This is a genomic window from Enterobacter sp. QK-SA4 (genome assembly GCF_056856775.1).
In genome coordinates this window covers 142172-162265 of record NZ_JBXFXH010000007.1, presented here as the reverse complement: position 1 = coordinate 162265, position 20094 = coordinate 142172, and the positions used below count along the sequence as shown (strand labels likewise).

Annotated in this window: 16 protein-coding genes and 4 tRNA genes; 6 read left to right on the top strand and 14 right to left on the bottom strand. The window is 56.5% G+C overall.

Going from position 1 to position 20094, the window contains the following annotated elements; all coding sequences use genetic code 11:
• The first annotated feature begins 8 nt into the window (after positions 1-8).
• The gene (cyaY, locus tag AC1VYI_RS02270; protein WP_023333807.1) at positions 9-329 is read left to right on the top strand and encodes an iron donor protein CyaY; all 321 of its coding nucleotides are present in this window, start codon (positions 9-11) and stop codon (positions 327-329) included.
• A 95-nt stretch (positions 330-424) separates the two neighbouring features.
• Here the strand turns inward: cyaY and cyaA are convergent, their stop codons facing one another.
• Positions 425-2968, bottom strand: a complete 2544-nt coding sequence (gene cyaA / locus AC1VYI_RS02265) for a class I adenylate cyclase (protein WP_023309629.1) — start codon at positions 2966-2968, stop codon at positions 425-427.
• 350 nt (positions 2969-3318) lie between these two features.
• Between cyaA and hemC the strand changes: the two genes are divergently transcribed.
• The 5 genes from hemC (at position 3319) to AC1VYI_RS02240 (ending at position 8800) form a co-directional block, all read left to right on the top strand.
• Entirely contained in the window at positions 3319-4260 is a 942-nt protein-coding gene (gene hemC / locus AC1VYI_RS02260; protein ID WP_032667978.1) for a hydroxymethylbilane synthase, read from the top strand.
• The gene (hemD, locus tag AC1VYI_RS02255; protein WP_134867030.1) at positions 4257-4997 is read left to right on the top strand and encodes a uroporphyrinogen-III synthase; all 741 of its coding nucleotides are present in this window, start codon (positions 4257-4259) and stop codon (positions 4995-4997) included. The genes hemC and hemD overlap by 4 nt, the downstream gene beginning before the upstream one ends.
• A 20-nt stretch (positions 4998-5017) precedes the next feature.
• Positions 5018-6214, top strand: coding sequence for a uroporphyrinogen-III C-methyltransferase (gene hemX / locus AC1VYI_RS02250; protein ID WP_045357194.1), 1197 nt, complete (start codon positions 5018-5020; stop codon positions 6212-6214).
• Between the two features lie 2 nt (positions 6215-6216).
• Positions 6217-7416 (top strand): protoheme IX biogenesis protein HemY, encoded by a 1200-nt coding sequence (hemY, locus tag AC1VYI_RS02245; protein ID WP_134867408.1) that lies wholly within the window; start codon positions 6217-6219, stop codon positions 7414-7416.
• 172 nt (positions 7417-7588) lie between these two features.
• Positions 7589-8800 carry an MFS transporter gene (locus AC1VYI_RS02240; RefSeq protein WP_226484423.1) on the top strand — a complete coding sequence of 404 codons (1212 nt, stop codon included), beginning with the start codon at positions 7589-7591 and terminating at the stop codon, positions 8798-8800.
• Positions 8801-9307: 507 nt separating this feature from the next.
• Here the strand turns inward: AC1VYI_RS02240 and AC1VYI_RS02235 are convergent.
• From AC1VYI_RS02235 to wecB, 13 genes are all read right to left on the bottom strand, one after another.
• Positions 9308-9384 (bottom strand) — tRNA-Pro (locus AC1VYI_RS02235).
• Between the two features lie 45 nt (positions 9385-9429).
• Positions 9430-9515: transfer RNA gene (locus tag AC1VYI_RS02230), tRNA-Leu, on the bottom strand.
• 22 nt (positions 9516-9537) lie between these two features.
• Positions 9538-9613: transfer RNA gene (locus AC1VYI_RS02225), tRNA-His, on the bottom strand.
• 67 nt (positions 9614-9680) lie between these two features.
• Positions 9681-9757 (bottom strand) — tRNA-Arg (locus AC1VYI_RS02220).
• A gap of 102 nt (positions 9758-9859) precedes the next feature.
• Complete coding sequence (thrP, locus tag AC1VYI_RS02215) at positions 9860-11245, bottom strand: bifunctional threonine/serine APC transporter ThrP (protein WP_158513740.1); 1386 nt, start codon at positions 11243-11245, stop codon at positions 9860-9862.
• Between the two features lie 197 nt (positions 11246-11442).
• The gene (wecG, locus tag AC1VYI_RS02210; RefSeq protein ID WP_045357198.1) at positions 11443-12183 is read right to left on the bottom strand and encodes a lipopolysaccharide N-acetylmannosaminouronosyltransferase; all 741 of its coding nucleotides are present in this window, start codon (positions 12181-12183) and stop codon (positions 11443-11445) included.
• Positions 12184-12195: 12 nt separating this feature from the next.
• Positions 12196-13548: an ECA oligosaccharide polymerase gene (wzyE, locus tag AC1VYI_RS02205; RefSeq protein WP_134867029.1), complete on the bottom strand. Its 1353-nt coding sequence runs from the start codon at positions 13546-13548 to the stop codon at positions 12196-12198.
• Positions 13545-14624: a TDP-N-acetylfucosamine:lipid II N-acetylfucosaminyltransferase gene (locus AC1VYI_RS02200; RefSeq protein ID WP_226484425.1), complete on the bottom strand. Its 1080-nt coding sequence runs from the start codon at positions 14622-14624 to the stop codon at positions 13545-13547. Before AC1VYI_RS02200 ends, wzyE begins: the two co-directional genes overlap by 4 nt.
• Complete coding sequence (gene wzxE, locus AC1VYI_RS02195; RefSeq protein ID WP_134867028.1) at positions 14621-15871, bottom strand: lipid III flippase WzxE; 1251 nt, start codon at positions 15869-15871, stop codon at positions 14621-14623. Before wzxE ends, AC1VYI_RS02200 begins: the two co-directional genes overlap by 4 nt.
• A gap of 1 nt (position 15872) precedes the next feature.
• Positions 15873-17003, bottom strand: a complete 1131-nt coding sequence (rffA, locus tag AC1VYI_RS02190) for a dTDP-4-amino-4,6-dideoxygalactose transaminase (RefSeq protein WP_023309640.1) — start codon at positions 17001-17003, stop codon at positions 15873-15875.
• Between the two features lie 4 nt (positions 17004-17007).
• The gene (gene rffC / locus AC1VYI_RS02185) at positions 17008-17685 is read right to left on the bottom strand and encodes a dTDP-4-amino-4,6-dideoxy-D-galactose acyltransferase (protein ID WP_134867027.1); all 678 of its coding nucleotides are present in this window, start codon (positions 17683-17685) and stop codon (positions 17008-17010) included.
• Positions 17682-18944 (bottom strand): UDP-N-acetyl-D-mannosamine dehydrogenase, encoded by a 1263-nt coding sequence (gene wecC, locus AC1VYI_RS02180; protein ID WP_134867026.1) that lies wholly within the window; start codon positions 18942-18944, stop codon positions 17682-17684. The genes rffC and wecC overlap by 4 nt, the downstream gene beginning before the upstream one ends.
• Positions 18941-20071 carry a non-hydrolyzing UDP-N-acetylglucosamine 2-epimerase gene (gene wecB, locus AC1VYI_RS02175; RefSeq protein WP_024907964.1) on the bottom strand — a complete coding sequence of 377 codons (1131 nt, stop codon included), beginning with the start codon at positions 20069-20071 and terminating at the stop codon, positions 18941-18943. The genes wecC and wecB overlap by 4 nt, the downstream gene beginning before the upstream one ends.
• Positions 20072-20094 lie beyond the last annotated feature (23 nt).

Sequence of the window (20094 nt, the reverse complement as noted above, 5' to 3'; positions counted from 1 at the left end):
ACAAAACCATGAACGACAGTGAATTCCATCGCCTTGCCGACAACCTGTGGATGACCATCGAAGAGCGTCTTGACGACTGGGATGGCGACAGCGATATCGATTGTGAAATCAACGGCGGCATTCTGACCCTGAGCTTCGAAAATGGCAGCAAAATTATTATTAACCGCCAGGAGCCGCTTCACCAGGTGTGGCTGGCCGCGAAACAGGGCGGCTATCATTTCGATCTGAAGGACGGGGAATGGGTTTGCGACCGCAGCGGCGTACCGTTCTGGGATCTGCTGGAACAGGCGGCGACCGCGCAGGCGGGTGAGGCTGTGAGTTTCAGATAGTTTTGGTGCCGGGTGGCGCTGCGCTTACCCGGCCTACGGGTTCGAGCTGTTGTAGGCCCGGTAAGGCGTAGCCGCCACCGGGCGGGCGAAAAGGCTCAGGAGAAATACTGTTGCAGCAGCGGCGCGGTGTCCTGATTGGCAGGCGCGGCAGGCGTTACGGCCTGGGTGCGGAACGGGATCACCTGCGTACGACCGTCGACGTTCACAATCTGGTAGAACTGCGGCAGGTTAAAGTTGATAAAGCTTGAGCCGTAGGTGAAACGGTCATGCGAAGAGGAGTAGAAGCGGCTGACGTCGCGCACCAGCTCCTCTTTACTGCCTTCACAGTGGTGATACACCTCGGCGCGGTTGGTTTCATCCAGAATGTAGATGTTGAACCCGGCATCATCGCCCGACTCTTCAAAGAAGAACTGAATAATCCCTTCGCTGGCGAATCCGTCCACCACCTGCGGGAGCTTAACGTGGTTGGTTTCCACCTGCACCGACAGGCCATGCAGCTTGTTGTGTGAAATCGCGCCGTAGAACTCGATGGCGTTTTCCAGCTTCTGTACCGACACGTTCAGGCGTTCGAAGAACAGGCCCCAGGTCTGGCCGGAGACGCGCAGCGCTTTAAAGCGTCCGGTTTCCTGACGGGTGCTGGAGAGACGCAGTTCGATACACTCAGAAACCAGCTGCTGCACGCGGGTACGAATTAAACCGCGCAGGTGCTGGCTGTAGCAGAACACCTCAACGCTGTCCGGCGGTGCGGCATCCTGGTGCATCTTGCCGAGAATCGTTTTCAGCGCTTCGATCATCGCCTGCTCGCCGTTGAAATGCAGGGTACGCACTTCGTTCCACGAGTTGCGGTACAGCAGATCCACGCTGCCCACCAGGCAGTTTTGCTGCTCGCCAAAGCTGAAGACGTCCAGCTTGCGGAAGTCAAAGTGAACTACCTGATTGCGGAAGGCCGCCGTCGGGTCGTATTCCAGGTTGACGATAATCGCCAGATGGCGAATCTCGCACGGGCTGTAGAGCGCTTTCGGCGTTGGGGCAGGCAGACGCAGCGGGAAGTGGTGCGACACATCCGCGACCATCTCCTGCAGCTTAGCGAGATCAACCACCTCGTTGCCTTTGATAAACAGGCGCGTGCGCGAGGTCAGCAGGCCGTTAAACCAGGCCCAGGCCACCAGCTTGTTCAGGTAGCGGTTATACTCCAGCGGCTGATGGCTGATGATTGAGTCCATGCTTGGCGCACGGTTATACAGATACCACCCGGTGCGGTTTGCGCGGCCCGGCGGCACGTAGATAAAGGTCAGATTCGGTTCTGACAGGTCTGGCGAAATCTGCGGGTTAACCAGGGTGACTTTACCCGGCAGCGCTTCAAACGCGGCATACAGCTTACGGGTTAATACCCCGATGTCCTGCGGGCTGGCGGAAACGCTGAGGTTGTTACGGCGCGCAAAGCGGATCAGGTTACGATAGCTTTGCATCATCGCATCGAGCAGTTCGTTGTGCGCTTCACGCACCTGATCGATTTTCCAGTTGGCCCGGTTGTCGAGCATGGACAGACGCGCTTCGTCCCATCCCCACTCTTTCACTAACTGACTGACCACTTCACGACGCCAGCCCACGCAGGCGCGCTCGCGGCTCAATTTCTCACAGACTTTGAGATAGAAACATCGACGCACCAGGTCAAGACGCGTGGTGTCATCAATGGCTTTCAGGTATTCGGTCACGCGCTCCAGCATCATGCAGTAGGCGTCCAGCCCGAAGGAGACGATCTCCCCGTCGTGCAGACGTTGCTTGATATCTTTCGCCAGCAGGCGAGGCGTGGGGTATTCCCAGGAATAGGCTTCCAGCAGCAGCGTTTTCAGCACCGCTTTGTACGGCGAGTCGATACTTTTATAGAGCTGCCAGAGGCTTGCGCCAAAGTACTCTTCTGCTGACAGAGAGCTCAGACCGCCGAGGTCCAGCCATTCGTTTGGCGTCAGTACGCCCTGCGCGTAAAGCGACATGACGTAGTCATCGTAATGCTCTTCTTCTTCGCACGGGACCATATTCCACAGAATACGCTTCCCGGCCAGACGCACGGCAGTACGGTAAAATTCATCCAGCAGTAAGATGTGCTGAGTCGAGCCGCAGTCCTCACCACCCAGACTGCCGCTTTCGTTATGGCGGAAACGGTTTTCATCAATCAGGAAGAAGCTTACTTCCACGCCGAGCGAGGCCGCCCAGCTCTCCAGCAGGCTGCACTTGCGCTGCAGCAGCTGACGCTCGTCGTTATCGAGCCAGGACTGATGGCAGACCCAGATGTCCAGGTCCGAAGAACAGCTTTGCCCTACCGATGAGGTGCTCCCCATCGAGTAAACGCCGGTAATCGGTAGTTCACCTTTTGGAGACTCCTGTGGCGGCATGCCGCGGTAGAGTTCCAGTTCGTTAAGGTAATGCTGTTGGGTTTCATCAGGCGTGAAAAGGCAAATGCCCTGGGGAACGTTACCGTCAAGGTAGCCAGGCATCAGCGGATGGTGATAGTGCAATAATGTCGGCAGCAGACTGTATACCTGCTGGAAAGCAGGGCCCATGGCAGCAAGCGCGCGATCCACACGCAGTTGATTAATGGCATCCAGTCTCTGTTTCAGAGTCTCAATATAGAGGTACAAGACGTATCGCCTGATGTTTCCGGGTGTCGCAAGCTATTCAAAACACGAATAACAGCGGACCCGCAGTATTTCAAAAAGATAACCGTTACCCTTTTTCGCCCTTATCATTTTTGGTGGTACCGACGAAAAAATGGTCTAAAACGTGATCAATTTAACACCTTGCCGGTTGACCGTAAAGAAAGATGCGCTACATACAAGTGTAGCACCGTTCTGTACGTGTAAATTCCTGAATACGGCTATGGCTGACGAATACGCCGCCCTGTCCCTCTCGCGCTTCATCAACCGTAAAACTGCCATCCCAGAGTCAACAATGTTAGGATGGTTAGCGATTGATAATGACGGTAACAAGCATGTTAGACAATGTTTTGAGAATTGCCACACGCCAAAGCCCCCTCGCGCTCTGGCAGGCACATTATGTGAAGCAGCGCCTTGAAGCCTGCCACAGTGGATTGCGCGTCGAGCTGGTGCCGATGGTCACGCGCGGTGACGTGATCCTCGATACGCCCCTGGCGAAAGTGGGCGGCAAAGGCCTGTTTGTCAAAGAACTGGAACTGGCATTGCTTGAGAACCGCGCCGATATCGCCGTACATTCGATGAAAGACGTGCCCGTTGAGTTCCCGGAAGGGCTGGGGCTGGTGACCATCTGCGAGCGCGAAGATCCGCGCGATGCGTTTGTCTCTAACCACTATGATTCCCTCGACGCGCTGCCAGAAGGTAGCGTGGTTGGCACGTCCAGTTTACGTCGTCAGTGTCAGCTGGCGGAACGTCGCCCTGACCTGATCATTCGCTCGCTGCGCGGTAACGTCGGCACGCGTCTGGGCAAGCTGGATAACGGCGATTACGATGCCATTATCCTCGCCGTTGCCGGCCTTAAGCGTCTGGGGCTTGAGTCGCGCATTCGCGAGGCGTTGCCGCCAGAGCTGTCGCTCCCGGCCGTGGGACAGGGTGCCGTCGGCATCGAGTGCCGTCTGGACGATGCGCGTACCCGCGAACTGCTCGCACCGCTAAACCATGACGAGACCGCTATTCGCGTAAAAGCCGAGCGTGCGATGAATACCCGCCTCGAAGGGGGATGCCAGGTACCGATTGGCAGCTATGCTGAATTAACAGAAGGCGAACTGTGGCTGCGAGCGCTGGTGGGCGCCCCGGACGGTTCGCAGATGGTACGCGGCGAACGTCGCGGTAAAGCGCAAGATGCCGAGCAGCTTGGCGTGTCGCTGGCGGAAGAACTGCTGGATAACGGCGCCCGCGAGATCCTGGCTGACGTTTATAATGGAGAGCCCCCTGCATGAGTATTCTTGTCACCCGCCCTTCTCCCGCAGGAGAGCAGTTAGTGAGCCGTCTGCGCGCACTGGGGCAGGTGGCCTGGAGTTTTCCGCTCATTGAATTCTCCCCCGGTCGGGAGCTCTCCGCGCTCGCCGACCAGATGAATACTCTTCAAGAAGGCGACCTGCTGTTTGCGCTGTCGCAACATGCCGTGGAATTTGCCCACGCGCAGCTGCAACAGCAGGGTTTGACCTGGCCAGCCGCCCCCCGCTATTTCGCGATTGGCCGCACAACGGCACTGGCGCTGCATACCGTAAGCAGCGTGGACGTTTGTTACCCGTTAGATCGGGAAATCAGTGAAGTCTTGCTACAATTACCTGAATTACAAACTATTGCCGGAAAGCGCGCGCTCATTTTGCGCGGTAATGGTGGCCGCGAGCTGCTGGGCGAAACGCTGCGTGAACGTGGTGCAGACGTGACGTTCATTGAGTGCTATCAGCGCTGTGCAAAACACTACGATGGCGCGGAAGAGGCGATGCGCTGGCACGCGCGCGGCATTAATACGCTGGTGGTCACCAGCGGTGAAATGTTACAACAGCTTTGGTCGCTGATACCGCTCTGGTATCGCGAAAACTGGTTACTCCGCTGTCGGCTTCTGGTCGTCAGTGAGCGTCTGGCGAACCAGGCCCGGGAACTGGGCTGGCAGGATATTCGGATCGCTGATAACGCCGACAACGATGCGCTGCTGCGCGCATTACAATAACTCTCAAATGGGAAGCCATAATGACGGAACACGACAAATCCTCCGCCGTGGTTGAAGAGACCAGGGAGACTGTGGAGACGACGCCACAGCCAGAGACGACAGAGAAAACCGCTGAGAAGAAAAACGGCAGCAACAAAACGAGCCTCGCGCTGAGCGCGATTGCCATCGCCATTGCGCTGGCTGCAGGGGTTGGCCTGTACGGTCTGGTGAAGCAACAGGGCGCTAACCAGACGTCCACCAGCGATGCGCTGGTGAATCAGCTCACTGCCCTGCAAAAAGCGCAGGAGACGCAGAAAACCGAGCTGGAAACGGTGATTAAGCAGCAGGCCGCCGCGCTTGCCGAGGCGAACAGCAAACAGGAAGAGCTGGCTAAACAGCTGGGCGACGTGCAGCAGAAAGTCGCCACGATTTCCGGTACCGATGCCAAAACCTGGCTGCTCTCGCAGGCTGACTTCCTGGTGAAGCTCGCCGGACGTAAGCTCTGGAGCGATCAGGACGTCACCACTGCCGCCGCGCTGCTGAAAAGCGCCGATGCGAGCCTGGCAGACATGAACGACCCGAGCCTCATTACCGCACGTCGCGCGATCACCGAGGACATCGCTAGCCTCTCCGCCGTCTCGCAGGTGGATTACGACGGCATTATCCTCAAGGTGAACCAGCTGTCGAATCAGATTGATAACCTGCAGCTGGCGGATAATAACGACGACGACTCCCCGATGGATTCCGACGGTACCGAGCTTTCCAGCTCCCTGAGCGAATGGCGCATAAACCTGCAGAAAAGCTGGCAGAACTTTATGGACAGCTTCATCACTATCCGCCGTCGCGACGAAACCGCCGTGCCGCTGCTGGCGCCGAACCAGGATATCTATCTGCGCGAGAACATCCGTTCCCGCCTGCTGGTGGCGGCTCAGGCCGTGCCGCGTCATCAGGAAGAGACCTACAAACAGGCGCTGGATAACGTCTCAACGTGGGTACGCGCCTACTACAACACCGATGATGCGACGACCACCGCCTTCCTCGAAGACATTGATAAGCTGAGCCAGCAGAACATCACCATGAACGTGCCGGATAAGCTGGCCAGCCAGCCGATTCTGGAGAAACTGATGCAGACGCGCGTACGTAACCTGCTGGCGCAGCCGGGCGTACCGGCAGAGCCGTCGGGCGGAGCGGCACCTGCCCCGGCTCCGGCGCCTGAAAGCGCACCGCAAGGAGAGTAATGATGCTAAAAGTTCTCTTACTCTTCATCCTGCTGATCGCCGGGATCGTGCTGGGCCCCATGCTTGCGGGCCATCAGGGTTACGTCCTGATCCAGACCGATAACTACAACATTGAAACCAGCGTAACCGGCCTGACGATCATTCTGATCCTCGGCGTGGTGGTGCTGTTTGCGATCGAGTGGATCCTGCGCCGCATTTTCCGCACCGGTGCCCACACGCGCGGCTGGTTCGTTGGACGTAAACGCCGCCGCGCCCGTAAACAAACCGAGCAGGCGCTGCTTAAGCTTGCTGAGGGTGACTATCAGCAGGTTGAAAAGCTGATGTCGAAAAACGCCGACCATGCTGAACAGCCGGTGGTGAATTATCTGCTCGCAGCCGAAGCGGCGCAGCAGCGCGGTGACGAAGCCCGCGCTAATCAGCATCTGGAGCGGGCGGCAGAGCTGGCGTCCGGTGACCCAATTCCTGTGGAAATTACCCGCGTCCGCCTGCAGCTGGCACGCAATGAGAACCACGCGGCTCGCCACGGTATCGATCGCCTGCTGGAAGTTGCGCCACGTCATCCGGAAGTGCTGCGTCTTGCCGAGCAGGCGTATATTCGTACCGGCGCCTGGGGTTCGCTGCTGGACATCATTCCGTCGATGGCGAAAGCCGAGGTGGGCGACGATGAACATCGTGATGAGCTTCAGCGTCTGGCATGGATTGGCCTGATGGATCAGGCGCGCGCCGACCTGGGCAGCGACGGTCTGAAAACGTGGTGGAAGAATCAGAGCCGTAAGACGCGCCAGCAGGTTCCTCTGCAGGTCGCCATGGCGGAACATCTTATTGAATGTGACGATCATGACACGGCTCAGGCGATCCTCCTCGACGGCCTGAAGCGCCAGTATGACGATCGTCTGGTGATGGTGATCCCGCGCCTGAAAACCAATAATCCTGAGCAAATCGAAAAAGTGCTGCGTCAGCAGATTAAAAGCGTCGGCGATCGTCCGCTGCTGTGGAGCACCCTCGGTCAGTCGTTAATGAAGCATGGCGAATGGCAGGAGGCGAGCCTCGCCTTCCGTGCGGCGCTGAAACAGCGTCCGGACGCGTTTGACTACGCATGGCTTGCCGATACGCTGGACAAGCAGCATAAACCCGAAGAGGCGGCCGCCATGCGCCGTGACGGGCTGTTGCTGACGCTGCAAAATAACGGTACCCAGCAGTAAATAAAAAAGGAGGCCAAACGGCCTCCTTTTTTTATCGCCTTTCTCCTGCTACATTCTTTACACCCGCATCCGCAAACGAACCCGCCAATGTAACGATGTCTTTTCATTAACTTTTTTCCACACACGCGCATTTTCTGCAGCGTGGACTAATCGTTTTTGAAAGGAATTCGTCATGAACTCGCTTCTGTATGCGCTGATTGAAGCGCTGCGCAGCCACCGCTGGCTGCGCCTGCTTGCCTGTGCTTTTATCTTTTCATCGCTGGGGAATGGCTTAACCCAGGTGGTGGTATTCGGTTTGCTGCTAGCGTGGTCAGCCCCGCCCGCTCTGCTCACTCTCGCTTTTCTTTTCGCTACGGTACCTGGATTCATCGGCAGCATCTTAGGCGAAAAACTGTGCTCGCTCTTTTCGCCGATATCGCTGCTGATACTGACCGAGGTGCTGGGCTTGCTCGCCCTGCTCTTTCCTCTGCTTGGCGTGGGTTACCACAGCGTTGCCGCATTGCTCGCCGTGCAATCTACCGAAGCCCTGCTCAGCGGGATGAGCTGGCCCGCGCTGACATTGCTCTTTAAGCGCGGACTTAGCGAAGCAGAGCTGCCCGCTGCAACCTGTCTGGAAAATGTGATTTTCGCTTCTCAGGTGTTATTAGGGGCCGGACTCGGCGTGGTGCTGTTTCAGAAGACATCCGTGTTTACCCTACTGGCCATTGATGCCGCGAGCTTTCTGGGCTCATTAGTACTGCTATGGCTGGCTGGACGCCGGTTTTATCCGACACCGGGCCCCACCACTATGGAAAAGGGGGATTCGGCAACATTACGCTGGCAGGCGTTGACCGTTCGGCAGAAACGCAGCCTGCTCATCCTGCCGGCGCTGGCCGCCGTCGGCTCACCGGCGATGGCGCTTCTTCCGGCACTGGCCCAGCAGCTCCGTCCTCAGGATGCGGCGGGCCTTGCTTTGCCTTTGCTTTTCGCGAGGAGTCTGGGGCAGCTTTGTGGCCCCCTGCTGCTAAAAAAAGAGAGCCTGACGCGCTTTGCGGCCCACACGCCACGAATAATCGTTTGCCTGAGCATCTTTCTGGCCGCTTATGGCATGCTGCCGTTTTTGTCCGGGTGGACAGTATGTGCGCTGGGGATGATCTTTATCGCGCATCTGGCCTCGAATGTTCTCTTCGCTGCGGGCACGTTTGGGGTACTCAGTAGTTTTCCTCTCACGCAAACCGCTTCGGCCAGCGGTAAAGCCTGGCGCTGGCAAACGCTCAGCGCCTCTCTTTTCACCGGCATTGCAGCGGCGGTGGCTTCAGGGTTTGGCTCAGTACAGGCGCTCTATGCTGTCTCTGCATCGGCCCTGCTGATGGTTGCCCTGATCATGCGCTTGTATCGGGAATAAGGCATAAAAAAACGCCTGCTATAAAAGCAGGCGTCAAAACAGGTCTGTAAGACAACATATTTGGTGCTTCACTCAACGTTGTGTCCATGGTGTCTGATGAGGCCGAAGCGACATCTGTCAGTGGACGATAAGCACCGTAAATGGCTCTGCGTCATTCCTGAGTTTATGAGGCACTAAGGCGAACATAAGAGATGGAATGAGCATCTACACGCATATTATTGCACGTAACGTGCCAACATAACACCCAGAACTTTTACATGACGCAACATTTTAAGATAAAAGGAAATTATGCTGCTAAGCGCCGTCTTAAGCGCTACAACGTATCGGGAAAAGGCGGGAATATGTCGCCAGGAGGCGACAGCAAAACCCATAAATGTTTTTTTATCTAACTTTCAATGAGTTGTATGTCGCTGGATTGCGACAATGAAAAAGGACGCTGTCGGAGAATGACTACAGGGATGAGAAGCCGCAGAAAACAAAAAACCCCGCCGAAGCGGGGTTCAAAATTGGTCGGCGAGAGAGGATTCGAACCTCCGACCCACTGGTCCCAAACCAGTTGCGCTACCAAGCTGCGCTACTCGCCGATGTACTGCTTTTTGAATTTTTAGTTCAATTCATTTAAAAAGTCGTGGTGCGAGGGGGGGGACTCGAACCCCCACATCCAAAGGACACTAACACCTGAAGCTAGCGCGTCTACCAATTCCGCCACCTTCGCAATTCACAACTCTTTCAAATAATGGGGTGGCTAATGGGATTCGAACCCACGACAACTGGAATCACAATCCAGGGCTCTACCAACTGAGCTATAGCCACCACTGTATTCTTTCACGCGGTACTGACTACTTCTCAGACCACCGCAGCTCTAGCGCCGGGACTAAATTGGCGCGCCCGACAGGATTCGAACCTGAGACCTCTGCCTCCGGAGGGCAGCGCTCTATCCAGCTGAGCTACGGGCGCTTAGCGCCGTTGCGGGGCTGGATATTACGTACCTCCGTCCCCGCTGTCTAGTGCTTTTTTGAAAAAAATGCGCGTTTGGTTATGGTTTGCACATTTTGCCGCTTATTCCTCCACTTTCTGCGTGGTGCTGCGGCGACCCAGGCCAAAAAGCTTATATGCGGCCGTCACAGCCGCCAGGAAGATCATCCCGACAAACAGCGACATGCGGGTATCTTCATTAAAGTACATGCCGATTAATACGCAAATCAGGAACGCCATCGTCAAATAGTTCGCATAGGGGAACAGAATTGAGCGGAACGGATGGCTTTCGATCGCTTTTTTATGCGCATGGCGGAAACGCAGCTGGCTGATGAGGATAACAAACCACGGCACCATGCCCGGCAGTACGCTGGCGCTGTAGACGTAAACGAACACGCGCTGCGGGTTAGGAATGATGTAATTCAGGCAAGAGCCAATCAGCAGGATTACAATGGAGACCGCCACACCCGCCACCGGTACGCCGGCACGTGAGACTTTACTCATCGCCGCAGGCAGCTGGTTATTCTTCGAAAGCGCATAGAGCATACGCCCGCAGCTGTACATCCCGCTGTTACAGCCTGACAGCGCTGCCGTCAGGACTACAAAATTGATGATACCCGCCGCCGCCGTGATACCAATTTTGGCGAAGGTTAAAACAAACGGGCTACCCGTCGTGCCAATTTCGTTCCACGGGAAGATGGTCACGATGACGAAGATCGCGCCCACATAGAAAATCAGGATGCGCCACAGCACTTTGCCCACCGCGCTACGCAGCGTGACCTGCGGGTTTTTCGCTTCACCGGCGGTAATACCAATCAGCTCCACGCCCTGATACGAGGCCACAACGATACACAGCGCCGTCAGGAAGCCCTTCCAGCCGCCGGCAAAGAAGCCGCCGTTTTCGGTCAGGTTGCCAAAGCCGATAGCGTGTCCACCGTTGCCAAAGCCGAAGAAAATCACGCCCAGGCCGACGACAATCATCACGATAATCGTGGTGACTTTGATCATTGCGAACCAGAACTCAATTTCACCGTAAAGGCGCACGGCTGCCAGGTTTGCCAGCGCCACCAGCCCCACGGCAATGAGCGCGGGTATCCACTGGACCATGTCCGGGAACCAGAACTGGACGTAGACCCCTATCGCGGTGATCTCTGAGATGCCCACCGCCATCCACATAAACCAGTATGACCAGGCCGTCAGGTAGCCGAAGAAGGGGCTCATATAGCGATGCGCGTAAACGGCGAAAGAGCCGGTTACCGGCTCCAGGAAGAGCATTTCGCCCATGGAACGCATAATGAAGAAAACAAACAGCCCGGCGATAATATACGCCAGTAATACGGAAGGGCCTGCCCATTTGAGCGTGCTTGCGGAGCCCATAAACAGGCCCACGCCGATAGTGCCGCCCAGCGCTATCAGTTCAATATGACGAGCTTCCAGCCCACGCTGTAGCTCCGGTTGTTTCTCTGCCATAGATCCTCGATTGTGTTTGCTGTTTCCCGGCTTAATACCGGGTATTGTTTTTTAGGGGTACTAAAATACGGAGCGAATGGTTTCCTAAAATCTGCCAAATGGCAAACGATGCATTAAAAAAATGAATGCATTGCACAGATTATCAGCAGTTTTGCAGGCGAGTTGCAGCGCGAATAGCATATCGCGCTACATTTTGATTACATTTTCCCGGTGTAATGCCAGGCGAGGTAGCGAAGCAGACGGATCTGACGTTTAATGCGCGTCGGTTGCGATAGCAGGCGGTACAGCCACTCCAGCCCCAGATTTTGCCAGACCTTCGGCGCGCGCGTAACGTGGCCGGTAAAGACGTCGTACGTGCCGCCGACGCCCATATAGAGGGCATCAGGACAGACCAGACGGCAGTCACGCATCAGGATCTCCTGACGCGGGGAGCCCATCGCCACGGTGACAATTTTCGCCCCGCTGTCACGAACGCGTTCAAACAGAGCCTGTCGATCTTCCGGTTTGAAGTAACCATTCTGGCTGCCGACAATATTAACATTCCATTGACGACGCAGTTTCTCCTCCGTCTGGGCCAGTATCTCCGGCTTCCCGCCAATCAGGAACACGGGCGTACCCTGCGCACCTGCGCGGGCCATAAGCTGCTCCCAGAGATCGGCCCCCGCCACGCGGGATACATTAGCGTCAGGATACTTTTTACGGATAGAGCGGACTACGCTGATCCCGTCCGCGTATTTAAATTCAGCCGCTTCAATCAGGCTTTTGACTTCCGCATTATCCTCAACCGCCAGCATTTTTTCCGCGTTGATGGCCACCAGCGTACCGGATTTCATCTGGCCGTCGGCGAACAGAAAGTCCAGCGCGTGCTGCATATCGCGCCAGCCAATTAGCTGCAGGCCACGTAGCGCATAGCGCGGTGCAGAAATTTTATCAGTCATTACTATCCTTACTCAGACTTGCGACAGCGTTGTGCTGCCCTGCCGCTCGCGCTTGTGCACAAGCCCTGCGCTGTCAAACAGCCAGTACAACAGTTTGGCCAGCAACAGGCAGAGGCCGAAAACGACCATGAAGAACACCACGCGCGAAACGAACGAGTCCAGCCCTTCGCGCGCCAGAACGATCATATTGAAAATGGCACCAAAGCAGAAACTGTGCAAAATGGCGGCTTTATAGCGGTTGGTCTCTTCGTTGCCGCGCAGGTAAAGCCAGTCGAACCACTTGATAATCAGCCCCACGGCAACCGCCCCGGGCAGAATGAACCACGCCCCCCCCATCACCACCAGGGAACCAATCAGCGTTGGCGAGATTGCCAGACCGGAATGGTTGTTCAGCACTTCCCAGGTAAAGTAATTTGCCGTGTTAAGCACCACGCCAGGCCGGTCCGGCCATAGCCAGGAAGGGATAAAGACGTAGAAGTCGCGAACAATCGGCGCCAGCCCCTGGAAATCAATCTTGTCGTAGTTTTGCAGCAGCAATGCCAGATTTTCCCATGGCGAGAAAGTATCGCGCGTCAGGTAGAGGAACGTGTAAAACGCCTCATCGCCCGCCACGTTCATCCCGTAGCGCTTCAGCGCCAGCCAGAACATCCCGACAATGCCAAACACGCCTGCCGCAACCAGCATCCACAACGAGATCCAGCCGCGAATGATGCCGATAAACAGGAAGATGGCGAAGGCGATGATAATGTTCGCGCGCGTGCCGCCCACAATCATGTAGGTCAGAATGCCAAACGCGACGGTGCTGACCAGAAAAAACAGCCACGCTTTGCTGTCCTGGCGCAGGAAAAAGACCACCAGCATCGCCGGAATGAAGAAGTAGAAGAAACGCTTAAGCGCCACGCCCGAGACTTCGGCCGAAAAAATCTGGCTGTAGGAGTGGAGCTTAAACAGCAGAAAGCCGTTATGCATGAAGAAGATACCGACGCTGACCAGGGCGATGGTCATCAGCATCACCCACGTCAGGTGGGTTTCCACCCGATTCATGGTAAAAAGCAGCCGGCGCGGGGCAGCAGCCTGCGATGAACGCAGACGCGTTTTATAGGTGACGTAGTAGACGGCATAGAAGCAGGTTGCCGCCAGAAGCGCCTGGAGCAGGATTTCCGGCGGCGCGACGCTCACGTCAAACCGGAAGACCAGAATGCTGGTCAGCGGGAAGCCGAAAAAGAAGGTCAGCAGAAACAGTAACGAGAAGAAAACGTTAAAGTTGAAACGTACCCGGCGGAATTCAAACCAGGTAAGCGTGGCAATAAACAGGGTGCTCAGAAGCCAGACAACCAGTAAGCCGCTGAATTGCAACTGACTCATGCTTTGTCTCCTGAAGCGATACGCAGCGCGCGGTGCCACGGCGTGAGGTAATTCGGGCTGAAAAAATCGATGCTATTTTTATCCACCAGCGTGAGCTGGCGTTGGGCTTCCCGAACCACCTCGACATTCAGCGTGTCTGAGGTAAACAGCACCGGAATATGCTGCTCGGCCATGTCCTGCCAGAACGGATTGTCGCGGTTGAGCACGCACGGTACACCCGCCTGAATCAGCAGACACAGCGTGCCGATTCCCTGCTGTCGTGCGAAGATGAAATAGCCAAGATCGCATTTTCTCAGCAGCGCAAGATATTCATCAAATTCCAGCTTATCGCTAAGGATGTGCAGGTTTTCTGCACTAAACAGCGCAAGCCCCTGTTGGCGAACGTCAGCAATATAGGCGTCGTTGTTGGCGGGATAGCCCATCGGCACCACAACATTCACCGTGTCGCCAAACTGCTGATGCACCGCCCTGAGCGCCGCAACGTGTTCGTTACTGCGATCGCCGGAATTCCCCACCAGGATCGTCAGCTTGCCTTCACGCACCGCGTCATTCGCCATGGCGTTCAGCGCCGGATCCATGCGGGTCGGGAAATAGAGCAATTCTCCGCGTACGTTCGGGTGCTGTTTAGCAAAATAGTTGAGATCGCCGCGGCTGGCAAACACACAGCCTACGCGCCCCTGCGCCATGCGCCGCAGCGGATAGAAAAGACGGAATTTCCAGCCGCGGGAGACTTCGTAGAGATCGGCTCCCCAGATATGCCAGCTGCACTGGGAGGGTTTAATCCCCCCGCTGAGCAGTGCCAGCCACAGGCCGGTATTGAACTGCCCGTGGAAAAAGAAACGTTGCTTACGATCCGCTTTGGCTTTGGCAATGACCGCCTTCGCCAGCGCGGCCTTATCCGGCCAGAAGCGAATCGTCAGCGCCGGAAACGCCTCGCTCAGGCCCTTATCCTGACCTGCAACCATAAACTCACGCGCATCAGGATTACCCGATGCCAGCTCGTCGTTGAAGAACCGCAAAACGGTCTGGTTATGGTGTGGGATATCCGATCCCAGGATGTGAATCAGTGCAGTCATGCGCGTTTACGCCACAATAAAAATACGCCGCAACAGGCGGCGAAATAAACGATATAGGTTGCCATGTAGGCCTGAGCCGCCCCCAGCGCACCGTGCGCGGGTATCAGCCAGTGTGAAAATGCTGTCAGTAACGCAAACTGGCTAATTTCCGCCAGGATATACAGCCGCAGGGACGCTTTTGCAATCACCAGATAGCCGAAAACGTAAGCCCCCACTTTCAGCACATCACCCACCAGCTGCCATGCAAAGAGATCGCGCATGGCGGTGAACTTCGCCGAGAACAGCAGCCAGATGGCGACATCGCGCAGTAACCAGACGGTAAAGCTGGCCGCCGCGACGGCCGGCAGCACAAAGCGCAGAGCTCGGAAAATCTCGCGCGTAATTTCTTGTCTGGACGTCAGGCGCGATAAGGTTGGCAGCAAATAGACGCTAAAGGAAGCCGTTATAAATTGGAGGTATGCATCGGAAATGCTGCTCACGCCCTGCCAAATCCCGACTTCATCCCAGCTATAATGCGCCGCCAGCAGGTTTCGCATCATCACGTAGGCTACCGGCAGCGTGACGGAGGTGATGAGCGCCATCAGGGTAAATTTACCCAGCTGGCTGGCAAGCATCGTGTCCCATTGCGGTTTCAGGTAGCTCAAAGGGATGACGCCCCTACGCATCAGCATAAATGCCGCAGGCACAACAACCAGGGCCGGGACCAGCGCAAGCCCCAGCAGTGCGCCTTCATAGCCGTCCAGGCGATAGCAGAAATAATAGGCAATCACGCCGATGACGCTTCCCAGGATTAAGGCAAGCGCGTTCCCGGCGGCATCACGAAAACCTTTCATCAGCGCCAGCAGCAGGTTTGCCCAAGCAATGCCCATCTGAACCAACGCGACCAGACGCACCAGCCCCTGATAATGGGTGTGCCCGAACAATCCCTGGCTGATGGGCGCCGCCGCCAGAAGAAAAACAATCGCCATCAGGGTCGAAAAACCGGTGACCATCGCCGAAGAGGTGCCCACCACCCTGCGCAGCTGAGCCGCATCATCGTGATACTGCGCAACGTATTTGGTAACGCCGTTGAAAATGCCGGCGCCGGCCAGCACCCCAAGGACGGTAACGAGCTGGCGGAAATTACCCGCCAGCCCCACGCCAGAGGGGCCAAATGAGACGGCCAGCAGCTTGACGACCAGCAGCCCGGCGCCAATTTTTACAAGCGTGGACGCGGCGGTCCACACCGATGCTTTTGCCAGAGACATATCAGCCGAAATAACTCAGAAGGGTATTAATCACCGTACGCTGGTTAACAGGCGCGAGGTTGTAGAACAGTGGCAGGCGAAGCAAACGCTCACTTTCTTTCGTGGTGTAACGATCTTCACCCGCGAACGTGCCAAACGCTTCGCCGGCCGGGCTGGAGTGCAGCGGGATGTAGTGGAACACCGCCATAATTTCGGCCTCTTTCAGCCAGGCGATGAGCTCGCTGCGGTCGTCGTTATCGCGCAGCTTGATGTAGAACATATGCGCGTTGTGGACGCAATCTGCCGGGATGGTAGGCAGCTCAATACGCCCGGCTTTGGCCAGCGGCTCAAGCGCATCGTAATACGTTTGCCACAGGGAAAGACGCTGAAGGTTGATACGTTCCGCCGCTTCCAGCTGCGCCCACAGATATGCCGCCTGCAGATCCGCCATCAGATAGCTGGAGCCGATGTCGCGCCAGGTGTATTTATCTACCTGGCCCCGGAAGAACTGGCTGCGGTTGGTGCCTTTTTCGCGGATCACTTCCGCACGCTCCACGAGAGCCCGGTCGTTAATCAGCGTCGCGCCACCTTCTCCACCCGCCGTGTAGTTTTTGGTTTCGTGGAAGCTAAAGCAGCCAATGTGGCCGATAGTGCCCAGCGCGCGTCCCTTGTAGGTGGACATCACGCCCTGCGCGGCATCTTCCACCACGAACAGATTATGTTTTTTGGCGATGGCCATGATGGTGTCCATTTCACAGGCCACGCCCGCGTAGTGAACCGGCACGATCGCGCGCGTTTTGTCGGTGATCGCCGCTTCAATCAGCGTCTCATCAATGTTCATGGTGTCCGGGCGGATATCCACAAAGACGATTTTCGCTCCGCGCAGGACAAAGGCGTTCGCCGTGGAAACGAAGGTATAGCTCGGCATAATCACTTCATCGCCGGGCTGGATATCCAGCAACAGTGCCGCCATTTCCAGCGATGCCGTACAGGACGGGGTCAGCAGCACTTTGGCGCTGCGAAAACGCTGTTCCATCCACTGCTGACAGCGACGGGTAAAACCGCCGTCACCACAGAGTTTGCCGCTGCCCATGGCAGACTGCATATAGTCGAGTTCAGTTCCGACAACGGGTGGTGCGTTAAATGGAATCATCTTGTCACCTGTATAACCAGTAGGCGGTGGCGTCGATGTTGGCACCACTCGCAATATAACGTTTAAGCGCGGCGGTGTTGCCCAGTTGGGTCGCGACCCGCAGCGTCACAAGCTGTTGCTGCTGCGCCCAGTGCAGCGCCGCCTGCATAAGTTTCTCACCCATGCCTCGCCCGGCTAATAAGCCAATACGTGCCTCGCGCTCGTTGAGCTTACGCAGCGAGACGAACCCCTGGATTTGACCGTCGCCTGCACGGAAAACCAGGCAGACGTGGTCAAAGGTGCCTTTGACCGCATTCTCTATCCACTGGGCATAGAAACGTCCGCTATCGTCAGGTGCATACCAGGGAGCACGAAAGCGACTCTGTGAAAATGCCTGGGCCGCCATCTGACGCAGCACGGAGATGTCCTGTTCGGTTGCAATTTCCGCGCCGGACGCATCGTGCCGGGTAAGGGTAATGGAAAGGTCTACCTCACCTTCAACCAGCTGAAAGCCGTGCTGCTGGAGCGCATCAAGCAGATCGGCGCGCTCCGCCGGGATCTTAGCCTGCACCCGTTGCCAGGCGATATAATCTGATTCAGCCAGCACCGGCGCGTCATCGCGCACACGTACGATGGCCGACGGCAGGCCGAAAAAGGCACTCTCCCACTGCAGGGACTCAAGCACCCCATTCAGGCTGTTCAACGCCAGACACCTTTGGTATCCACAATATACTGCTGACGAACAGCATCGCCGGACGTCGCTTTAAACTCTTTATGATCTACCAGCAGCACCAGCACGTCCGCCGTCGCCAGCGCGTCTTCCAGCGCCGTCAGCGTGCAGTGCCCCGCCAGTTTTGCCGGTAATTCATGGATATTCGGCTCAACCACCAGCGTTTCACCCTTGTGCCATTCGGCAATCATCTCAGCAATTTCCATCGCCGGGCTTTCACGCAGATCGTCAATATTGGGTTTAAATGCCAGACCAAAGCAGGCAATTTTCAGCTCGCTGGCGCGCTTGCCGCTCTCTGTCAGACAATCCGCTACCGTCGCTTTAACCTGATTGAGCACCCAGTGAGGCTTGCTGTCGTTCACTTCACGCGCGGTGCGAATCAGACGCGCCTGCGCCGGATTCTGCGCCACGATAAACCACGGATCGACGGCGATACAGTGTCCGCCCACGCCCGGGCCTGGCTGGAGAATGTTTACACGCGGATGGCGATTCGCCAGGCTAATCAGCTCCCAGACGTTAATCCCCTGATCGGCGCAAATTAGCGACAGTTCGTTCGCAAAGGCAATATTGACGTCGCGGAAGCTGTTCTCCGTCAGCTTGCACATCTCGGCGGTGCGGGAATTGGTCACCACGCACTCGCCTTCCAGGAAAATCTTGTACAGCGCGCTGGCACGTTCGGAACAGACGGGCGTCATACCGCCAATGACGCGGTCATTTTTAATCAGTTCGACCATCACCTGGCCCGGCAGCACGCGTTCCGGACAGTAGGCGATGTTGATATCCGCCTGCTCACCCACCTGCTGCGGGAAGCTTAAATCAGGACGCGCGTCGGCCAGCCACTGTGCCATCTGCTCGGTAGCGCCGACCGGAGAGGTCGATTCCAGGATCACCAGCGCCCCTTTCTTCAGCACAGGCGCGATGGATTTTGCCGCCGCCTCAACGAATGCCATGTCGGGCTCGTGGTCACCTTTAAACGGGGTGGGGACGGCAATCAGGTAAGCATCCGCTTCAACTGGCGTCGTGCTGGCACGCAGGAAGCCCCCCTCCACCGCCTCTTTCACCACGCGGTCAAGATCGGGCTCCACAATATGAATCTCGCCACGGTTAATGGTTTCTACCGCCCGTGCGTTGATATCCACACCAACAACCTGTTGCTGACGAGAGGCAAACGCGGCCGCAGTAGGTAAGCCAATGTAGCCAAGACCAATGACAGAGATGGTAGTAAAACTCATAGCGATACCCGATTATGTTTAAGTGCATGCAAAATACGGCCACAAGCCTGCCCGTCTCCATACGGATTATGGGCCCGGCTCATCGCCTGATACGCTTCATCGTCATGCAGCAGGCGCGTGACCTCTTCGACGATGAGCTGCGCGTTGGTGCCGACCAGACGCACCGTACCGGCTTTGACGGCTTCAGGACGTTCGGTCGTTTCACGCATCACCAGCACAGGTTTGCCGAGGGATGGCGCTTCTTCCTGGATTCCGCCGGAATCGGTGAGGATCAGCCAGGCGTGGTTCATCAGCCAGACAAACGGCATGTAGTCCTGAGGTTCAATCAGAAGGACATTTTCGACATGGCCCAGGATCCGGTTAACCGGCTCGCTGACGTTAGGGTTAAGGTGTACTGGATAGACAATTTGCACATCGTCATTCTGCGCGGCGATTTCAGCCAGCGCGTGACAGATTTGCTCGAAACCCCGGCCAAAGCTCTCGCGACGGTGGCCAGTGACCAGAATGGTTTTTTTGCCGTTGTGAAGGAACGGATAGCGGGCAGCGAGCTCTTTCTGAAGATCGCTGTTTGCCAGGACACGGTCACGTACCCAAATTAACGCGTCAATGACCGTATTGCCGGTCACAAAGATTTTGTTATCGGCGATATTTTCACGCAGCAGGTTCTGACGAGAGTTTTCCGTTGGCGCAAAGTGGTACATCGCCAGATGACCCGTTAACGTGCGGTTGGCCTCCTCCGGCCACGGCGAATAAAGATTGCCGGTACGCAGACCCGCCTCAACATGCCCCACGGGAATTCGCTGGTAAAACGCGGCCAGGCTTGTCGCCACGGTAGTTGTGGTGTCACCGTGTACCAGCACGACGTCGGGCTTGAATGACTCCAGGATCGGCTTAAGCTCTTGCAGAATGCGACAGGTTATCTCCGTTAACCCTTGCCCCGGTTTCATAATATTAAGGTCGTAATCCGGGACGATGGAGAAGAGCGTTAAAACCTGATCGAGCATCTCACGGTGTTGAGCCGTGACGCAGACTTTCGCTTCAATATCAGGATCGCAGGCCAGCGCATGAACCAGAGGTGCCATCTTAATGGCCTCCGGCCTGGTGCCAAATACGGTTAGTACTTTCACATCGATTCTCTTCGATTAGGCGA